Genomic DNA, 17949 nt, shown 5'->3' with positions numbered 1-17949 from the left:
TGTTTTGAATTCCTTTGAAATAAGCCAGTCAAAAATAATTTTTTTTTGACATAAATCAACCCCGGAAATTTTAAAGTTTCCTTAAAATGAAAAGAGGTACCGTGAAGTACCTCTTTTTTGGAATAGATATTTTTCAGATGTTAGGAAACGTCAACTGTAGTGGCTTCGGCTATTTTTTTGTAAGTACCGTTAACCAATTTTTCCCGAATGGCGTCAAAAGCTGTAAGCGTTTCTTCTATATCCGCCATAGTGTGTGAAGCCGTAGGAATCATTCTCAATAAGATGATGCCTTTTGGAATAACCGGATAAACAACAATGGACAAGAAAATACCATAGTTTTCTCTTAAATCATTTACCATCACCATAGCCTCCGGAATTGAACCTTCCAAATAAACCGGAGTTACACAAGTATTAGTATCTCCAATGTTGAATCCGTGAGCTTTTAATCCGTTTTGCAGGGCATTTACATTTTCCCAAAGTTTAGCTTTTAACTCGGGCATAGTGCGCAGCATTTGCAAACGCTTTAAAGAACCCACTGTTTGAATCATTGGCAAAGCTTTTGCAAACATTTGCGAACGCAGGTTGTATTTTAAGTAATCAATAATGTCTTTGTCAGCGGCAACGAAAGCCCCTATATTCGCCATTGATTTGGCAAAGGTTGAAAAATACACATCAATACCATCCTGACAACCTTGTTCTTCACCGGCACCGGCACCTGTTTTACCAAGAGTCCCGAAACCATGAGCATCATCAACCAACAATCGGAAATTGTACTTTTGTTTCATAGCTACAATTTCTTTCAGTTTACCTTGTTGACCGCGCATCCCGAAAACACCTTCGGTTATGAATAAAATACCGCCTCCGGTTTCATTGGCCATTTTAGTGGCACGTTGCAGGTTTTTCTCCATGCTCTCCAAGTCGTTGTGCTTGTAGGTAAATCGTTTACCCATGTGTAAACGTACCCCGTCTATGATGCAGGCATGAGCATCAACGTCGTATACAATAATGTCGTTTTTGGTTACTAAAGCATCGATGATGGAAACCATCCCCTGATAACCGAAATTCAATAAATAAGCCGCTTCTTTCATTACAAATTCGGCTAATTCATTTTCTAATTGTTCGTGAAAATTAGTGTGACCACTCATCATTCGGGCACCCATTGGGTAGGCGGCACCATACATTTGAGCGGCTTCGGCATCAGCTTTACGCACTTCTGGGTGATTAGCCAAGCCTAAATAGTCATTGATGGACCAATTCAAAATTTCTTTTCCGTGAAATTGCATTCTTGGACCCAGTTCGCCTTCTAATTTTGGAAATACATAATAGCCTTCTGCTTGTGAAGCCCATTTTCCTAGAGGACCTTTATTGTTTTGTATTCTTTCGAATAAATCTTTTACCATGGTAATTAGTGTTAAAAACGAGGCAAAAGTAAAGATAAATTTAGTTTACTCCTAATGTTTGAAAACATAAAATTATGCCAAATAATAAGTTTGGAACTAAGTGATTGCAAGCTCTACCAATGATTTGATATTCTCATACAACACTTCTTTATCAACGGGTTTAGAGAGGTATTTATTCATCCCTATTTCGAGTACTCTTACTTTAGTACTTTCCATTACATCAGCTGTTACAGCTATAATCGGAATGTTTTTATTTTCCTCGCCTGCATCTCCTTTGCGTATGGCAATAGTTGCTTCATATCCATCCATTACCGGCATTTGTAAATCCATCAAAACAATATCAAACGGGTTGCTTTTTAGTTTATTGACTCCTTCTTCGCCATTGTTAGCAAACACAACTTCGGTATTCATCCAATTTTTGGTAATCATTTTGATGACCATTTGGTTCATAATATTGTCTTCAACTACCAAAATTCGCTTGCCTTTTAGGTCATAATTGGTATTCGATTCAGGGATTACTGCTTTGGGTTTATCTTTTATGGTTTCAAAGTTCAAATCAATGGTACAAATGGTGCCTAATCCTTGCTGACTCCTAATATCAACCTTACCATTGTGTATGTCCACGAGGTTTTTAACGATATATAATCCTAAACCAAGACCGCCAAATTTTCGTTTATTGTTAATGCTTTCCTGTGAGAATGAATCAAAAATACTATTCATCTTTTCTTTAGGTATACCAATACCGCTATCGGTTACTTTCAGTTGAAGTTTGACCTGATTTTCTCCATTCGGAGTTGACGTTAATTCTATTTTGATTGTTCCTTCTTTAGTAAACTTAATAGCATTGTTAATTATATTATTGGCAATTTGTTCATATCTGATCGCGTCGCCAAGCAGGTTATCAGGTAAATCGTCAGACAGGAGAAATTTTATTTCTAAATCTTTTTCTTTAGAAGTGACCATAGCTGTGTTTTTGATATGTTCCATTGATTTAGTCAAGCTAAATGGCTGTATCTCTAATTTGAGCTCTCCTTTTTCAATTTTAGAAAAATCCAAAATGTCATTGACTGAATTCAGTAAGCTTTTAGAAGAATATTTAATAACATCACAATTCGACTTAACTGTTTGATTTTCGACTTCAGCAGCAATGGTGTCAGACAAGCTCATAATTGCATTGAGAGGTGTACGTAATTCATGACTGATATTAGAGAGGAAATACGACTTTAGTTCATTCATTTCTTCCGAACGTTGCAATGCCAAGGTTTGTAATTCTTCACGTTCGTTCTTGAGATTTCTGATTAAGTTAGCCATTGAAAGCGATAAGAACACCACTTCCAATCCTGTGCCCAATTTAGAGGCGTTTTCGGTCCAAAAAGTAAGAGGTAACAAACTGAAATTTTTTAGAATGAAAACCACAAAACCACTGATCAAAAAGAATATACCAACAGCGAAGAATCGATCGATAGTTTGCGTTCTGATATAAATTAGAGCTTGTGATGTAACGATAAGAAGTAATAATATCAATCCCAATATGTTGGCAATAGGATAGGCATATTGGTGATTTTCAATTAAAAATAAAGACAATAATAATAAAAAATCTAAAACATATATCACATAAAAGGCAGTATTCAGAAATTGGCTGTAAACTCTAATTTTGAGAAATACTTGTGCATATCTTCCCAAAAAGAAATTGGCAACACAGGCAAAAAGCAAAACAGCATGTAGGGATAACCAACCCGATTGTGGAGTGATAAATTGAAAAAAATAACCATCAACAGCAAACTGCAATAATCCGATGAAAACAACATACATGCTGTAATACAAAAAAGTATTATCGCGCATAGCAAAGAAAAAGAACAAGTACAAAACAGCTGCAATAATTAATATGCCATAAAAGAAGCCAAATATGAATTGCTCAAAAGAAGTAACCTCAAGTAAATTTTCCAAACTATGTAATATAACCGGCATTGAAAGCATTTCACCATCACTCTTTATGTGTAGATAAAATTGTTGTTTTTCGTGAGGTTGCAGTACGATTTTAAAAATGGTTTTTCGATGGTTAAAACTTTTTTTATCAAACGGAATAGCATCTCCGCTTTGATATCTTGTAATTTGATGATTGGATTTTATTGTGTAAAGCTCAGCTTTATCAGTAATGGGACGGGCAGTTTCAAAAAAGTATATCGTTTCCTCATCTGTAGTATTGACCAATTGGAATCGGAACCAAAAATTATGATTGGTAAAGCCAAAATCCATATTTTCACTTTTCATAGGTAAAAAATGAAGAGATTTGTTATGCAGGATTTGGCCTAAAGTAAAATTAGATTGCTCCACATCTATATATTCCGTTTGATTATGTATGGAAAAACTCTCGTTATTTCTTTTATTATTGATGATTAACTGTGCTGAAAGCGACTCAGCTGACAAGAAGCATAGTAAAACAAATAATGCAGAACGATAGAGTCTTTTAATCACGTATTTTGACGGCATATTTTTGGTTCAATTTATTAAGTAGGTTATATTGTATTTTGTTTAGCAATAATACTAAAAAGATAAACAATAATTATATTTCATATTCTTTAAATCAAGAATATGCTCAGATTTGCTAATTTTGTGGGCTAAATACTTCATTTATGCAACTCGTTTTCGCTTCAAATAACAAAAATAAAATCAAAGAAATTCAATTGCTGCTTCCCTCACACATTCAAATTCTGAGTTTGGAAGACATAGGTTGTTTGGAAGACATTCCGGAAACAGCCGACACCATTGAAGGGAATGCCATACTCAAAGCCAATTATGTTTCTGAAAAATATGGATACAATTGTTTTGCCGATGATACCGGATTAGAAGTTGAAGCTTTGAACGGTGAACCCGGAGTGTATTCTGCCCGTTATGCCGGTGAACAAAAAGATGCTGAGGACAACATGGATAAATTGCTTTATGAGTTGCAAAATCAAGCCAATAGAACAGCACAATTCAAAACTGTAATCGCTTTAAATTTATATGGTAAGCAAACATTATTTGTCGGAATAGTAAAAGGTAAAATTACAACAGAAAAAAAAGGTGACAACGGTTTTGGCTATGACCCAGTTTTTGTTGCTGAGGGGTACAGTAAAACGTTTGCCGAGTTGTCGATAGAAGAGAAGTCGGGCATTAGTCACAGAGGCTTAGCTATTCAAAAATTAATTGATTTTTTGAAATAAAAAATCCTCAATAAATTGCCTTACAAACCGCTTTTGATTGTGAATAAATCGTTAAATAGTTTAATTTATTGATTTTCAGTTAATTTTAAATTAGGGTATGTGGTATTTATAGACTACCTTTGCACCCAATTTAAAATACAATATGAATAAATTTGAACAATTAGGTCTGAATGAATCGTTACTGCTGGCGATCAAGGATCTAGGATTTGAGAATCCGTCAGAAGTGCAAGAAAAAGCGATTCCGGTACTATTGGAACAAAACACTGACTTAGTAGCTTTAGCACAAACAGGAACAGGGAAAACAGCAGCTTTTGGTTTCCCGCTAATTCAAAAAATTGATGCCGAAGACAGAAGTACACAGGCGTTGATTTTATCACCAACCCGTGAGCTTTGCTTACAAATCACCAACGAAATTAAACAATACTCAAAATATGTAAAGGGTTTACATACAGTGGCGGTTTATGGTGGTGCAAGCATTACAGAACAAGCCCGAGAGGTAAAACGTGGAGCACAGATTATTGTGGCTACACCCGGTAGAATGCAGGACATGATTAATCGTGGTCTTGTAAATATTAAAAACATCAATTACTGTATTCTTGACGAAGCAGATGAGATGTTAAACATGGGATTCTATGAAGATATTGTTTCGATATTGTCTGATACACCCGATGATAAAAATACGTGGTTGTTTTCGGCAACCATGCCGGCCGAAGTAGCCCGTATTGCTAAAAAATTCATGCACGAACCGGCCGAGGTAACCGTAGGAGCTAAAAACTCAGGTTCGGCAACAGTTTCTCACGAATTTTATGTGGTGAATGCCCGTGATCGTTATGAAGCTTTAAAAAGATTAGCAGATGCAAATCCGGATATTTTCTCAGTAGTTTTCTGTAGAACAAAAAGAGACACTCAGGCGGTGGCTGAAAAGTTAATCGAAGACGGTTACAACGCAGCGGCTCTTCACGGCGATTTGTCTCAGGCACAACGCGACAGCGTAATGAAGTCGTTCCGTGGAAGACAAGTACAGATGTTGGTCGCTACTGATGTGGCGGCTCGCGGAATTGACGTAGACAATGTAACGCACGTGGTGAATTATCAATTGCCGGATGAAATTGAAACCTACAATCACCGTTCGGGAAGAACTGGTAGAGCAGGAAAATTGGGAACTTCCATCGTAATCATTACTAAAAGTGAAATTCGCAAGATTCACGCAATTGAAAAAATCATCAAACAAAAGTTTGAGGAAAAATCCATTCCTTCCGGAATCGAAATTTGTGAAATTCAGTTACTGCATTTGGCCAACAAAATAAAAGATACAGAAGTTGATCACGAAATTGACAACTATCTTCCGGCTATTAATGAAGTTTTAGACAGTTTGTCTAAAGAAGAGTTGATTAAGAAAATGGTATCAGTAGAGTTCAACAGATTTATCAATTATTATAAAAAGAAGCGCGATTTATCCGGAGAGAAATCAGAAAGAGGTTCGGAACCAAGAGAAATCAGAGCCGGAGACCCAGTTCGTTATTTTGTGAATATTGGTGCCCGTGATGATTTTGATTGGATGCAATTGAAAGACTTCTTAAAAGAAACGCTTGATTTAGGACGTGATGACGTATTTAAAGTTGATGTAAAAGAAGGTTTTTCATTCTTCAATACTGACGGTGAACATACAGACCGTGTTATGTCTATCTTAAACGGATATGAGTTAAACGGACGTCGCATTAATGTTGAGATTTCTAAAAATGATGGTGGAAGCAGTTCAAGACGTGACCATAACGGTAGAAACAGTGGAGGTGAACGCAGAAGTTCAGGCGGTTTCGGCGGAAGACGTGATGGTGACAGAAAATCATCAGGAGGCTTTGGTTCGCGAAAAGAAGGAGGTTTTAGAAGAGAACCTGGTTCATTTCAAAGAGAGGAAAGAGCACCAAGGCGTTCTGAAAGCAATGACAGACCTGCAGGACGTTCTTTTGAAGCGGCTAAAAACAGAAGACCAAGAAGAAGCTAAGCTTTCAATCTAATATTTTCAACTCCGTTTTTGCTCAATATATTGAGGTGAAAACGGAGTTTTTTTTGGTGTATACCTCATTTTGTTAATTTTGTTCTAATTCTCTAAACAAACAGTAAATTATCTTAAAAGAGTTTCATACTTTTAAACCATCAAAAACAACCATGAGATATTTTACTGTTTTACTTTTTCTGTTATTTTCTCTAAGTGTTACGGCACAAGACAATCCGATTATTCAAAAGGTAACCGGAACGATTGTTAATGACAATACCCTGATGCCCATTGCTAATGCTAATGTCATCAATGTCAATAAAGTTAAAGGAGCTGTAACCAACAGCAAAGGTTTTTTTGAATTAGAAGTCAGTGTGAGCGACACGTTACACATTTCTATATTAGGTTATCAATCGTTGCGTATCAGAGTAACCAATGACTGGCTTAAAAACGGTACAGCTAAAATAATGCTGACCGAAAAAGCTATTGCCTTAGAAGAAGTTATTGTAAAAAAATATGATTTAACGGGCTATCTCGAAGTTGATACCAAATTAATTCCCGATAAGGAAAACTACCGCTACAGTATTTCGGGCTTACCGCAAGCGTATGAAGCAGGGGAGAGTTCGCCAAATGCTTTCACTAGAGTGCTAGGTTCTATTTTCAATCCGGCCGATATGTTGTATAATTTCTTTGGTAAAAAACCTAAAGAACTCAAAAAGTTGAAAGCCATGAAAAAGGATGATACGGTGCGCAACTTACTCGAATCCAAATTCGACAGAGAAACGATTTCGGTGTTATTGGGTGTGGATAAAAAGGAAATTGCAGAGATTCTTCAGCGTTGCAATTACTCAGAATCTTTTATAAAAACTGCGAACGATCTGCAAATCATGGATGCTATAAGTGATTGTTATGAGCAGTATAAAGTGTTAAAGAAAAATTAATTTATATTAATGGTGTGTTGCGGCTGTAATAACGCTCTTCGATTCTTTTGATATCTTTAATCGAATTCTTAGCCCAAAGCAGTCTTTTATTTAAAATTTCTTCTTCCGTCAGTTTCCAATTTACTTCCGATTGTCGCAAACGCGTGGTTATGTCTTGAATAATGATGGCAGCTGATACTGATATATTAAGGCTTTCAGTAAAACCAACCATCGGAATCTTGATGAACCCATCAGCTTGGTCTATAACTTCTTGTGATAAACCTTCTTTTTCGGTACCAAAAAAAATAGCACTCTTTTTAGTGATGTCAAATTCATGCAACATGCAAGAATCGTTGTGTGGAGTTGTTGCAATGATTTGATATCCTTTTTCCCGTAGAGAATCCATACAATTTTGCATGGTATTAAACCGATTGATGTCAACCCATTTTTGAGCTCCCATAGCAATTTGGGTATCAATTCGTTTCCCGAATTTTTGTTCAATGACGTTCAATTGCTGTATCCCGAAAACCTCGCAGCTGCGCATTACCGCACTGGTATTGTGCAACTGATAGACATCTTCCATAGCAATGGTAAAATGATTCGTTCGGTTGGCCAATACTGCAGCAAAACGTTCTTTGCGGCTATCGGTTAAAAAGTCTTCAAGATAAGCTAGGTAATCGAGGTCAATCATGGAATTAGTTTTGCCAAAAATAATAAAAAAGTGTAGTTTTAAATCAAATATAGTTAACGAACCTAAAACGATACTGTAAACCGTGAATAAAAAGAAATTAGTAGTATTAACCGGTGCCGGAATCTCAGCCGAAAGCGGTATTAAGACCTTTCGCGATGCAGACGGATTGTGGGAAGGTCATGATGTCATGGAAGTAGCGTCGTATGAAGGCTGGCTTAAAAATAAATCATTAGTACTCGATTTTTATAATCAAAGACGCCGACAGTTAAAAGAAGTAACGACCAATATTGGTCATTTAGTTTTGGCCGAATTGGAAAAGGATTTTGAAGTACACATCATCACGCAAAATGTTGACAATCTGCATGAGCAAGCCGGAAGCAACAAGGTATTGCATTTACATGGCGAACTGCTTAAAGCACGAGGTGATCATCCTGACGCAAAACATGTGTTGGTATGGGAAGAGGATATAAAAGTAGGTGATACCGATCCGGATGGTCATCAATTGCGACCGCATATTGTTTGGTTTGGTGAAATGGTTCCGGCTTTAGATGAAGCCATGCTGCTCACAAAACAAGCCGATTATCTGGCTGTAATAGGAACTTCACTTCAAGTATATCCTGCAGCCGGTTTGATGCATTATGCCCATCCTTCTGTTCCGGTTTTTTATGTTGATCCCCGACCGGCAAGTATCCATAATCTTTCAAATCCTTTAGAAGTTATAGCTATGATTGCCACAGAAGGAGTGCCGGTTTTAAAAGAAAGATTGTTGGCTTTGAATCGGACGGATTAATTACGAACAGATACAGATAGTTTGCTTATTTTCTGTTCGTCTGCTTTCTTTTATCTAAATCTAATGCTTACTTTTGTGCCACAAACAACACTACAAAACATGTCATTAACACCTTTAAATGCTGTTTCTCCTATTGATGGCAGATACAGAAGCAAAACCAAATCATTATCCGCTTATTTTTCAGAAGAAGCTTTAATCAAGTACCGAGTATTGGTTGAAGTAGAATACTTCATTGCTTTATGTGAAACCGAATTACCCCAGCTGAAAAATGTAAACCGCACGGTTTTTGATAATTTGCGTAACATCTATAAAAACTTCACCACCGAAGATGCGCTTTGGATTAAAGAAACCGAAAAAACAACCAATCATGATGTGAAAGCGGTGGAATATTTCATCAAAAGTAAATTTGAAGAATTAGGATTGAACGAGTTCAAAGAGTTTATTCATTTCGGATTAACTTCTCAGGATATCAATAATACAGCAATTCCGCTTTCGGTGAAAGAAGCTTTTGAAAAAATATACTTGCCGGGTCTGATTGCCTTGATTGCCAAGCTGAAAGAACTGAGCATGGAATGGAAAGACATCCCTATGCTGGCCCGAACCCACGGTCAACCGGCATCGCCAACCCGGTTAGGAAAAGAACTGTTGGTTTTTGTAGAACGTTTAGAGGAACAAATGCGATTATTGTTCAATATACCTTTTGCGGCAAAATTCGGAGGGGCTACAGGAAATTTCAACGCTCATCATGTGGCTTATCCTAATGTAGATTGGAAACAATTCGGAACAGCTTTTGTAGAAGAAGTATTGGGTTTACACCATTCCTTTCCAACTACACAAATTGAACATTACGATCATTTAGCCGCTTTTTTTGATGCTTTAAAACGAATCAATACCATCATTATTGATTTAGACCGTGATGTGTGGAGCTATGTTTCGATGGATTATTTTAAACAAAAAATCAAAGCCGGAGAAATAGGTTCTTCTGCCATGCCACATAAAGTAAATCCTATCGATTTTGAAAATTCTGAAGGTAACTTAGGCATTGCCAACGCAATATTTGAACACCTTTCAGCAAAACTTCCTATATCAAGGCTGCAACGTGATTTGACTGACAGTACCGTATTGAGAAATATAGGAGTGCCTTTTGGACACACGCTAATTGCTTTTGATGCTACTTTGAAGGGATTAAACAAATTACTGCTGAACGAATCCAAATTTGCCGAAGATTTAGAGAAAAATTGGGCTGTAGTGGCTGAAGCAATTCAAACAATATTGAGAAGAGAAGGTTATCCAAATCCGTATGAAGCTTTAAAAGGATTAACCCGAACCAATACAGTCATCAACAAAGAATCGATTCACGCTTTTATCCAAACTTTGGCAGTTTCGGAAGAAATTAAAACAGAGTTATTAGCGATTACTCCTAGTAATTATTTGGGAATTTAATTTGAAATTTGACATAAAAAGAAAGGCATAAGTTGAATCTTATGCCTTTTTCTTTTCTAAAATTATCTTGAATAATTAGGAGCTTCTTTGGTAATCGTAACATTATGCGGATGACTTTCACCAATTCCGCTGGTGGTAATCCGTACAAACCGCCCGTTTTCTTGAAGGGTTGGAATATCTTTGGCACCGCAATATCCCATACCGGCACGGAGTCCGCCAATGAATTGTTGCATGCTTTCGTTTAATTCACCTTTGTAGGGAACACGTCCAACTATTCCCTCAGGAACCAATTTTTTAATATCGTCTTCCACATCTTGAAAATAACGATCCTTTGAACCCTCCTGCATGGCTTCTACAGAACCCATACCGCGATAGGATTTGAATTTTCGTCCTTCAAAAATGATAGTTTCTCCCGGAGATTCTTTGGTTCCGGCTAATAAGGAACCTAGCATGACGCTATCAGCTCCGGCAGCAATAGCTTTTGGGATATCACCCGTATAACGAATACCTCCATCGGCAATAACCGGAACTCCGGTTCCTTTTAAAGCAGCGGCTACTTCTAACACTGCTGAAAACTGAGGAAAACCAACTCCGGCCACCACTCTTGTAGTACAAATAGAGCCCGGGCCAATTCCAACTTTCACTGCATCAGCACCATTTTCAACCAAATATAAAGCAGCTTCTGGGGTGGCAATATTTCCTACAACCACGTCTAAATCGGGGAACTTCGCTTTAACTTCTTTTAAAACAGTAACCACACCTTTGGTATGTCCGTGAGCAGTATCTATGATTACTGCATCAACACCGGCATGCACAAGAGCAGTAGCTCTCTCTATGGCATCAGCAGTAACCCCCAGAGCGGCAGCCACTCTCAGACGGCCGAATTTGTCTTTATTGGCAATGGGTTTTTGAGTAAGCTTAGTGATATCTCGGAACGTAATTAAACCTACCAATTTGTAGTTCTCATCAACCACCGGTAGTTTTTCGATTTTATTTTGTTGTAAAATGCCTTCTGCTTCCTGCAATGTTGTACCAACGGCTGCAGTTACTAAGTTTTGGGCAGTCATGACTTCGGTTATGGAGCGTGAGTTGATTTTTTCAAAACGCAAATCGCGATTGGTAGCAATTCCTTTTAAAATTCCGTTTTCATCAACTACCGGTATGCCACCGATACCGAATTCTTTCATCGCCATTTTAGCATCGCCAACGGTTGCTGTTAGGGGTAAAGTTACCGGATCGAGTATCATTCCGGCTTCGGCACGTTTCACTTTTCGTACTTTGGCCGCTTGTTGTTCAATAGTCATATTTTTGTGTAAAACGCCAATTCCGCCTTCTTGTGCCATAGCGATAGCCATCGAGCTTTCGGTTACAGTATCCATCGCAGCAGAAACGATTGGAACGTTTAAAGTAATATTCTTCGAAAATTTCGACTGTATATTAACTTCACGCGGTAAGATTTCAGAATAATTCGGAATAAGCAATACATCGTCGTAGGTTAAACCTTCTCCGACGATTTTGGAGTTGTGTGCTTTCATGTTGCAATTTGTAGTTGTAGTTAAATTGCGAGCAAATATAGTAAAAAATCTCTAAACTTTGACGGCTCAGGCTTTCAAAAATGAAATGATGAATTCGGTCATTTCACCTTCTTTGCTCTGAATATTGAGTAGCCCTTTATTATTAATCAGAAATTGCTTGACTAGTAGTAATCCCAAACCGGTTCCTTCTTCCAGCGAAGTTCCTTTTTCAGAAGTAAGTCTTTTGTTAAAACTCATGATTTCATCTATTTTACTCTGGTTAAAACCATTTCCAAAGTCTTTGATGTGAATCTTTTGGTATTTCTCTTGTCCGAAGAATAAAAAATATCAATACGGCTGTTGATAGGGGCAAATTTTATCGCGTTCGCAATGATGTTCTGAATGATGATGCGGGTTTGCCCGATATCGGCTTTGATGAAAATATCTTCGTTATAATTGTGGTTGAAACTTACTTTCTTTTTTACCACTTCAGCATAAAATGAACTGATAGACTCTTCAGTAATTTGATTCAGTATTATTTTTTCAAAATGTACACTGGTTCCGTCTATTTGCGAATTAGCCCAATGCAATAAATTATTAAGTACCAGCGAAGTTCCTTTCACTTGTTTCTGAAGCTGTTCAAAAATAAAATCCTGTTCTTCTTTTGTTAAATCGTTTTGTTTGTTGAGTTCTATCACCTGAATGAGTGAATTTATAGGAGTTTTTAAATCGTGTGAAATAACAGAAAACATCTTATTTTTAGTTTGATTCAATTCCTCTAAAGCAATATTTTGAGCGGTAATCATTGATTGTTGACTCTGAATCTCACGGTTTTTAATTGCAATTTCTTTGAAAAATTCCCCTCTTTGTTTGGTATATTGGTAATAATAATAAGTGAAGATGGACAGCGATACCAAAAGAATGATGACGAAGCCTACAAAAATTCGGGTATTATTGAGCTTTTGTTGTGCTGTTTCAGCCTTGGCCGCTAATTTTTCGTTTTCAGATTCTTTGGCTTCTAACTGCAGGATGTTGACCGCCTTTATTCTCGATTCGGCATACAAAGAGTCATTGTACCTTTTGTTAATTTTAAGGTATTCATAGGCTGATTTATAATCATTCTTTTTTCGGTATATATTGGATAAAATTTCTGCCGAACGGGCTATGTCCCATTTGGCTTTTACTGTTTTAGCCTTTTCAAAACCCTTTAATCCAAAATCAATGGCTGCTGGATAGTCTCCTTTTTTTAAGTAAACTTCTGAAAGGCCTGATAAAGCATAAGCTTCTTCCCATAAATTAGGTTTGACTTTATCATTCAGTACTTTTTGGTAGTAATATACCGCCGAATCAAGATGGTTCTTAACATAGTGGGTATTGGCTAACTTATTCATTGCCATTTGAGAATCTTCCTCAAATTTTAATTTTCGACTTAATTTTAGGGATTCTGTAAAACTTTCATAAGCTTCATTGTATAGGTTTAAATTAGCTTGAGAAACTCCCATATTCAAAAGATTTTTTATAACGAACGAATGATTCTTCAGTGCCCTGCAGATAGCAATTGATTTTTTGAATTTTTTTAATGCTTCTTCATCTCTGTCATAACTTTGTAAAATAATACCTTGCCCCATCAAACATTTTGCAACTCCGAGTCTGTTGTTTTGAGCATCATATATTTGAGCTGCTTTAATGTAGTGTTTCAAGGCTACGTCATACGAACCGAAAATATAATAATTGGCCGCAAACTGAAATTCTACATCAGCAATTGCATTTTTGTCATTAAGTTGATGGGCTATTTTGTCGGCTTTCGCCAAATAAAGTTTGGCAGTACTGAAATCGGAATAGGTGTACTTTTTAGATTCCTTCAAGTAGAAATTAATAGAATCTTTAGGGTGCGGTGTGCCGAAAACTGTGTTTTGAAATGCAAACAGGCACATTAACGCTAAAAACGAAAAGCGAATGATTTGAGACAAAAGTTATGATTTTGAGTTAGGGGTTATAAATGTACAAAACTATTGCGCTCAAGCCAAAGGCTTAGTGAAATTTCCCGAATAATTTGGATGCCTCATTGTAAGCACTTTCAAAGCTCATAGGACTAGCATTGGTGTTGGCTCTTTTTTCGGTAAAATAGGAGAGTAACTTTTCAGTAGGCATGTTGCCGGTCAGGTCGTCTTTGGCCATGGGACATCCGCCAAATCCTTGTATGGCGCCATCAAAACGCAAACAACCGGCCTGGTAGGCAGCATCTACTTTTTCGTGCCATTTATCGGGAGTAGTGTGAAGGTGGGCACCAAACTCAATGTTAGGATACTTCGGAATCAAATTAGAAAACAAATAGGTAATTACATCAGGTGTAGAACTGCCAACAGTATCCGAAAGCGAAAGAATTTTAACCCCCATTGTAGCCAGTCGTTCTGTCCATTCGCCCACAATTTCGACATTCCATGGGTCGCCATAAGGATTCCCGAAACCCATGGAAAGGTACGCTACAACTTCTTTGTTAGCTGCATCAGCAATATTTAGTATTTCCTGTAAAGTCACCAAACTCTCAGCAATGGTTTTATGTGTGTTACGCATTTGAAAGTTCTCAGATATTGAAAACGGAAAACCTAAATATTGTATTTCTCTATGAGTGGCCGCTGTTTGGGCTCCTTGTGTATTGGCAATGATAGCCAATAACTTACTTTGAGTTTGTGATAAGTCGAGTTGTGCTAAAACTTCTGCCGTATCCTGCATTTGCGGTATGGCTTTGGGTGAAACAAAACTCCCGAAATCGATAGTGTCAAAACCCACCCGCAACAATGCCTGTATGTACTGTACTTTTATTTCGGTAGGGATAAACGTTTTGATGCCTTGCATGGCATCTCGTGGACATTCGATTATTTTAACTGTTGTATTCAAAAGGAATCGGGTTGCAAAGGGGCTAAGTTACAAAGTTTTTTCAAGGATTTTTCTATTGATTTGTTTTATCAGATTCGGTCCTTCATATATAAAACCGGTGTAGAGTTGTACCAATGATGCACCGGCATCTAATTTTTCCAAAGCATCTTCCGCCGAATGAATACCACCCACACCAATAATAGGGAAAGCTTTATGACTCTTTTCTGAGAGAAAACGGATTACTTCGGTAGCGCGTTTGGTCAGCGGTTTTCCTGATAAACCTCCGGTTTCGACTTTATTTTCAGACTGAAGTCCGTCACGAGAAATGGTTGTATTGGTAGCGATAACACCTGCAATTTTAGTTTCCCTAACTATATCGATTATATCGAGCAATTGTTCGTCTGTTAAATCGGGTGCTATTTTTAACAAGATGGGTTTTTGTTTTGGTTTGTTTAGGTTTTGATTTTGAAGGGTTTGCAGTAAAGTAGTTAACGGTTCTTTGTCCTGTAATGCCCTCAGGTTAGGGGTGTTTGGAGAACTTACATTCACTACAAAGTAATCTACATAATCAAACAAAGTGTCAAAGCAAATCAGGTAATCGGAAGTAGCATTTTCATTTTCGGTGACTTTATTTTTACCGATATTTCCTCCGATAAGAACACCTTTATTTTTCATCAATCGCAGTACTGCTGCATCCACACCGCCGTTATTAAAACCCATTCGGTTGATAATAGCATTATCTTCTTTTAAACGAAACAGTCTTTTTTTGGGATTTCCATCCTGTGGTTTAGGTGTTAAAGTTCCTATTTCGATAAATCCAAATCCAAAGAGCGACAATTCCTGATACAATTTGGCATCTTTATCAAATCCGGCGGCCAAGCCAACAGGATTTTTGAACTTCAAGCCAAAAACTTCTCTTTCCAAGCGCGGATCATCAACCTGATAGAGCCACTTTAAAAGCGTTGGAACAAAAGGAATTTTAGTAATCAATCGGATAAAAGAAAAGGAAAAGTAGTGGACTTTTTCGGGATCAAACCAAAAAAGAATGGGACGAATGAGTAGTTTGTACATGAGTTGTTGTGTTGTTGCGCAAAGGTAATAAATGATTTGAAAGTTTGAAGAGGTGTCAATTTGAAAAATGACTGATTCCATTACAAACCCATAAATTTATCGTTGATGCCATTATTTTCAATTCTAAATTTCTTAATTTTCAAATTTTCAAATTACTTTAGCGATTCAATAATTACAAAAATGATTTCAGAGCAACAGTTTCAGAGAGAACTAGATATAATTATACAAAACGGTATTCGTGAAGATATTGGTCCCGGCGATTACAGTTCGTTGGCGTGTATTCCGGATACTGCAAAGGGAAGAGCCAAGCTTTTAGTGAAAGACAACGGTATTATTGCCGGGGTTGAATTTGCCAAAATGGTTTTCAAAAATGTAGATCCAACCTTGAAAATGGACGTTTTCATAGAAGACGGAACTCCGGTAAAACCAGGCAATGTGGTTTTTCACGTTTCGGGCAGTTCTCAATCGATATTAAAAGCCGAGCGATTGATGCTCAATTCGATGCAAAGAATGTCGGCTATAGCCACCAAAACTAACCAGTACGTTAAGCTGTTAGAAGGTACCCAAACCAAAATATTAGATACCCGTAAAACCACGCCGGGTTTTCGTGCCTGCGAGAAATGGGCGGTAAAAATTGGGGGAGGAGAAAACCACAGGTTTGCGTTGTATGATATGATTATGCTAAAAGACAATCACAACGATTTTGCCGGAGGTATTACTCACGCCATAACCAAAACCAAAGCGTTTTTAAAACATCACAAACTCGATTTAAAAATCATAGTTGAGGCCCGAAACCTTGATGAAATTGAGGAAATATTACAAAATGAAGGCGTATACCGCATCCTTATAGATAATTTTAATTTTGAAGATACTCGAAAAGCTGTTGCCATGATTGGTGACAAGTGTCTGACCGAATCTTCGGGAAACATTAACGAAAGAACCATACGTCATTACGCTGAATGTGGGGTTGATTACATATCATCAGGAGCCTTAACGCATTCTGTTTATAACATGGACCTCAGTTTAAAAGCATTTTAAATGACCGAAGAATCAGATAAATTGATAAACCGACTACCGCTGGTCAAACAACTTGTTGCTTTGCTCAAAAGAATTAAGTTACCATGGCTGCACGGATTGTCATTTTATGAATTGCTTGATTTATACACAACCGGAATTGTAGAAGGTGCTATTTCCTACCGAGCAGCAGCTATTGCCTGGAGTTTCTTTATGGCCCTGTTTCCGTTTATGCTGTTTATCCTGAATCTTATACCGTATATTCCCATACAAGGTTTTCAGGATGATTTCCTTGGATTTGTGCACCAAAGTGTACCACCAACGACCTATGATGCAATTTACAAAATCATCAATGACATTTTACACAACAGTCACAGTGGTTTGCTTTCAACGGGATTCCTAATGGCAATTTTGTTGATGACCAACGGGGTGAATGCCATATTGGGCGGTTTTGAGAGTTCGCATCACGTACACATTACTTCCAAACGAAAATTTTTCCGGCAGTACTTTGTAGCATTGGCCCTGTCCATATTACTGTCGTTGCTGTTAATCATTACCGTTGCAGCTATAGTGATTTTTGAGGTTTTCATTCAAATGACCAAAATTCAGGATGTTTTATCCGATAATATCCCACTGATAGAAATGGGGCGATACATTTTTGTCATTTTAATGATACTGATTGCTACTTCGCTGCTGTTCAAATTCGGAATCCGACACGACAAAAAACGGTCTTTTATATCTATCGGCTCTGTATTTACTACCATTTTGATTATCATATCATCCTATTTTTTCGGAATTTGGGTTGTAAAATTTTCAAAATACAATGAGCTGTACGGCTCCATAGGAACCTTGTTAGTAGTCATGTTTTACATTTGGATTAACTGTATGATATTGCTTTTAGGCTTTGATTTGAATGCTTCCATACAACACATCAAACGCGAAAAACAAAAAGAATTAGAAACCAAACCATAGGCATCTTTTACAGGTAGTTCCTGCCTTCCGCACTACACGGTAGTTGCTGCAGTCAGGGTTA

Annotated in this window: 15 protein-coding genes; 7 read left to right on the top strand and 8 right to left on the bottom strand. The window is 37.3% G+C overall.

The genetic code is table 11. The annotated features are described in order from the left end of the window. Window positions 1-140: 140 nt before the first annotated feature. Both EZL74_RS10660 and EZL74_RS10655 read right to left on the bottom strand, forming a co-directional pair. Complete coding sequence (locus EZL74_RS10660) at window positions 141-1400, bottom strand: aminotransferase class I/II-fold pyridoxal phosphate-dependent enzyme (RefSeq protein WP_131476599.1); 1260 nt, start codon at window positions 1398-1400, stop codon at window positions 141-143. A 96-nt stretch (window positions 1401-1496) separates the two neighbouring features. Then, on the bottom strand, window positions 1497-3890 hold the full coding sequence (locus tag EZL74_RS10655; protein ID WP_131476598.1) for a hybrid sensor histidine kinase/response regulator: 2394 nt from the start codon (window positions 3888-3890) through the stop codon (window positions 1497-1499). A 143-nt stretch (window positions 3891-4033) separates the two neighbouring features. Between EZL74_RS10655 and EZL74_RS10650 the strand changes: the two genes are divergently transcribed. The 3 genes from EZL74_RS10650 (at window position 4034) to EZL74_RS10640 (ending at window position 7537) form a co-directional block, all read left to right on the top strand. Then, window positions 4034-4603, top strand: a complete 570-nt coding sequence (locus EZL74_RS10650; protein ID WP_131476597.1) for a non-canonical purine NTP diphosphatase — start codon at window positions 4034-4036, stop codon at window positions 4601-4603. Window positions 4604-4745: 142 nt separating this feature from the next. Then, window positions 4746-6605: a DEAD/DEAH box helicase gene (locus EZL74_RS10645; protein ID WP_131476596.1), complete on the top strand. Its 1860-nt coding sequence runs from the start codon at window positions 4746-4748 to the stop codon at window positions 6603-6605. 164 nt (window positions 6606-6769) lie between these two features. Further along, on the top strand, window positions 6770-7537 hold the full coding sequence (locus tag EZL74_RS10640) for a carboxypeptidase-like regulatory domain-containing protein (protein ID WP_131476595.1): 768 nt from the start codon (window positions 6770-6772) through the stop codon (window positions 7535-7537). A gap of 1 nt (window position 7538) precedes the next feature. On the opposite strand, the gene EZL74_RS10635 is transcribed toward EZL74_RS10640, so the two are convergent. Then, window positions 7539-8207, bottom strand: coding sequence for a TrmH family RNA methyltransferase (locus EZL74_RS10635; protein ID WP_131476594.1), 669 nt, complete (start codon window positions 8205-8207; stop codon window positions 7539-7541). Between the two features lie 82 nt (window positions 8208-8289). Between EZL74_RS10635 and EZL74_RS10630 the strand changes: the two genes are divergently transcribed. Next, window positions 8290-8997 (top strand): SIR2 family NAD-dependent protein deacylase, encoded by a 708-nt coding sequence (locus EZL74_RS10630; RefSeq protein WP_131476593.1) that lies wholly within the window; start codon window positions 8290-8292, stop codon window positions 8995-8997. A 99-nt stretch (window positions 8998-9096) separates the two neighbouring features. Further along, window positions 9097-10440, top strand: a complete 1344-nt coding sequence (purB, locus tag EZL74_RS10625) for an adenylosuccinate lyase (protein ID WP_131476592.1) — start codon at window positions 9097-9099, stop codon at window positions 10438-10440. Window positions 10441-10502: 62 nt separating this feature from the next. Here the strand turns inward: purB and guaB are convergent, their stop codons facing one another. The 5 genes from guaB to EZL74_RS10600 all read right to left on the bottom strand — a co-directional run bounded on the left by guaB (window position 10503) and on the right by EZL74_RS10600 (window position 15902). Further along, entirely contained in the window at window positions 10503-11975 is a 1473-nt protein-coding gene (guaB, locus tag EZL74_RS10620) for an IMP dehydrogenase (RefSeq protein ID WP_131476591.1), read from the bottom strand. Between the two features lie 66 nt (window positions 11976-12041). After that, window positions 12042-12215 carry a hypothetical protein gene (locus EZL74_RS10615; protein ID WP_317125810.1) on the bottom strand — a complete coding sequence of 58 codons (174 nt, stop codon included), beginning with the start codon at window positions 12213-12215 and terminating at the stop codon, window positions 12042-12044. A 5-nt stretch (window positions 12216-12220) separates the two neighbouring features. Then, entirely contained in the window at window positions 12221-13819 is a 1599-nt protein-coding gene (locus EZL74_RS10610) for a tetratricopeptide repeat-containing sensor histidine kinase (protein WP_161971727.1), read from the bottom strand. A 166-nt stretch (window positions 13820-13985) separates the two neighbouring features. Beyond that, the gene (locus EZL74_RS10605; protein ID WP_131476588.1) at window positions 13986-14852 is read right to left on the bottom strand and encodes a hydroxymethylglutaryl-CoA lyase; all 867 of its coding nucleotides are present in this window, start codon (window positions 14850-14852) and stop codon (window positions 13986-13988) included. 27 nt (window positions 14853-14879) lie between these two features. Further along, window positions 14880-15902 (bottom strand): quinone-dependent dihydroorotate dehydrogenase, encoded by a 1023-nt coding sequence (locus EZL74_RS10600; RefSeq protein ID WP_131476626.1) that lies wholly within the window; start codon window positions 15900-15902, stop codon window positions 14880-14882. Window positions 15903-16082: 180 nt separating this feature from the next. On the opposite strand from EZL74_RS10600, the gene nadC reads away from it, so the two are divergent. Together nadC and EZL74_RS10590 are read left to right on the top strand one after the other, a co-directional pair. After that, entirely contained in the window at window positions 16083-16940 is an 858-nt protein-coding gene (gene nadC, locus EZL74_RS10595; protein WP_131476587.1) for a carboxylating nicotinate-nucleotide diphosphorylase, read from the top strand. Beyond that, entirely contained in the window at window positions 16941-17888 is a 948-nt protein-coding gene (locus tag EZL74_RS10590; protein WP_131476586.1) for a YihY/virulence factor BrkB family protein, read from the top strand. Window positions 17889-17949 lie beyond the last annotated feature (61 nt).

The organism is Flavobacterium silvisoli, from assembly GCF_004329815.1.
GTDB lineage: Bacteria > Bacteroidota > Bacteroidia > Flavobacteriales > Flavobacteriaceae > Flavobacterium > Flavobacterium silvisoli.
Note: the sequence above shows the minus strand (reverse complement) of the source record. Positions and strands in the feature narration are given on the sequence as shown.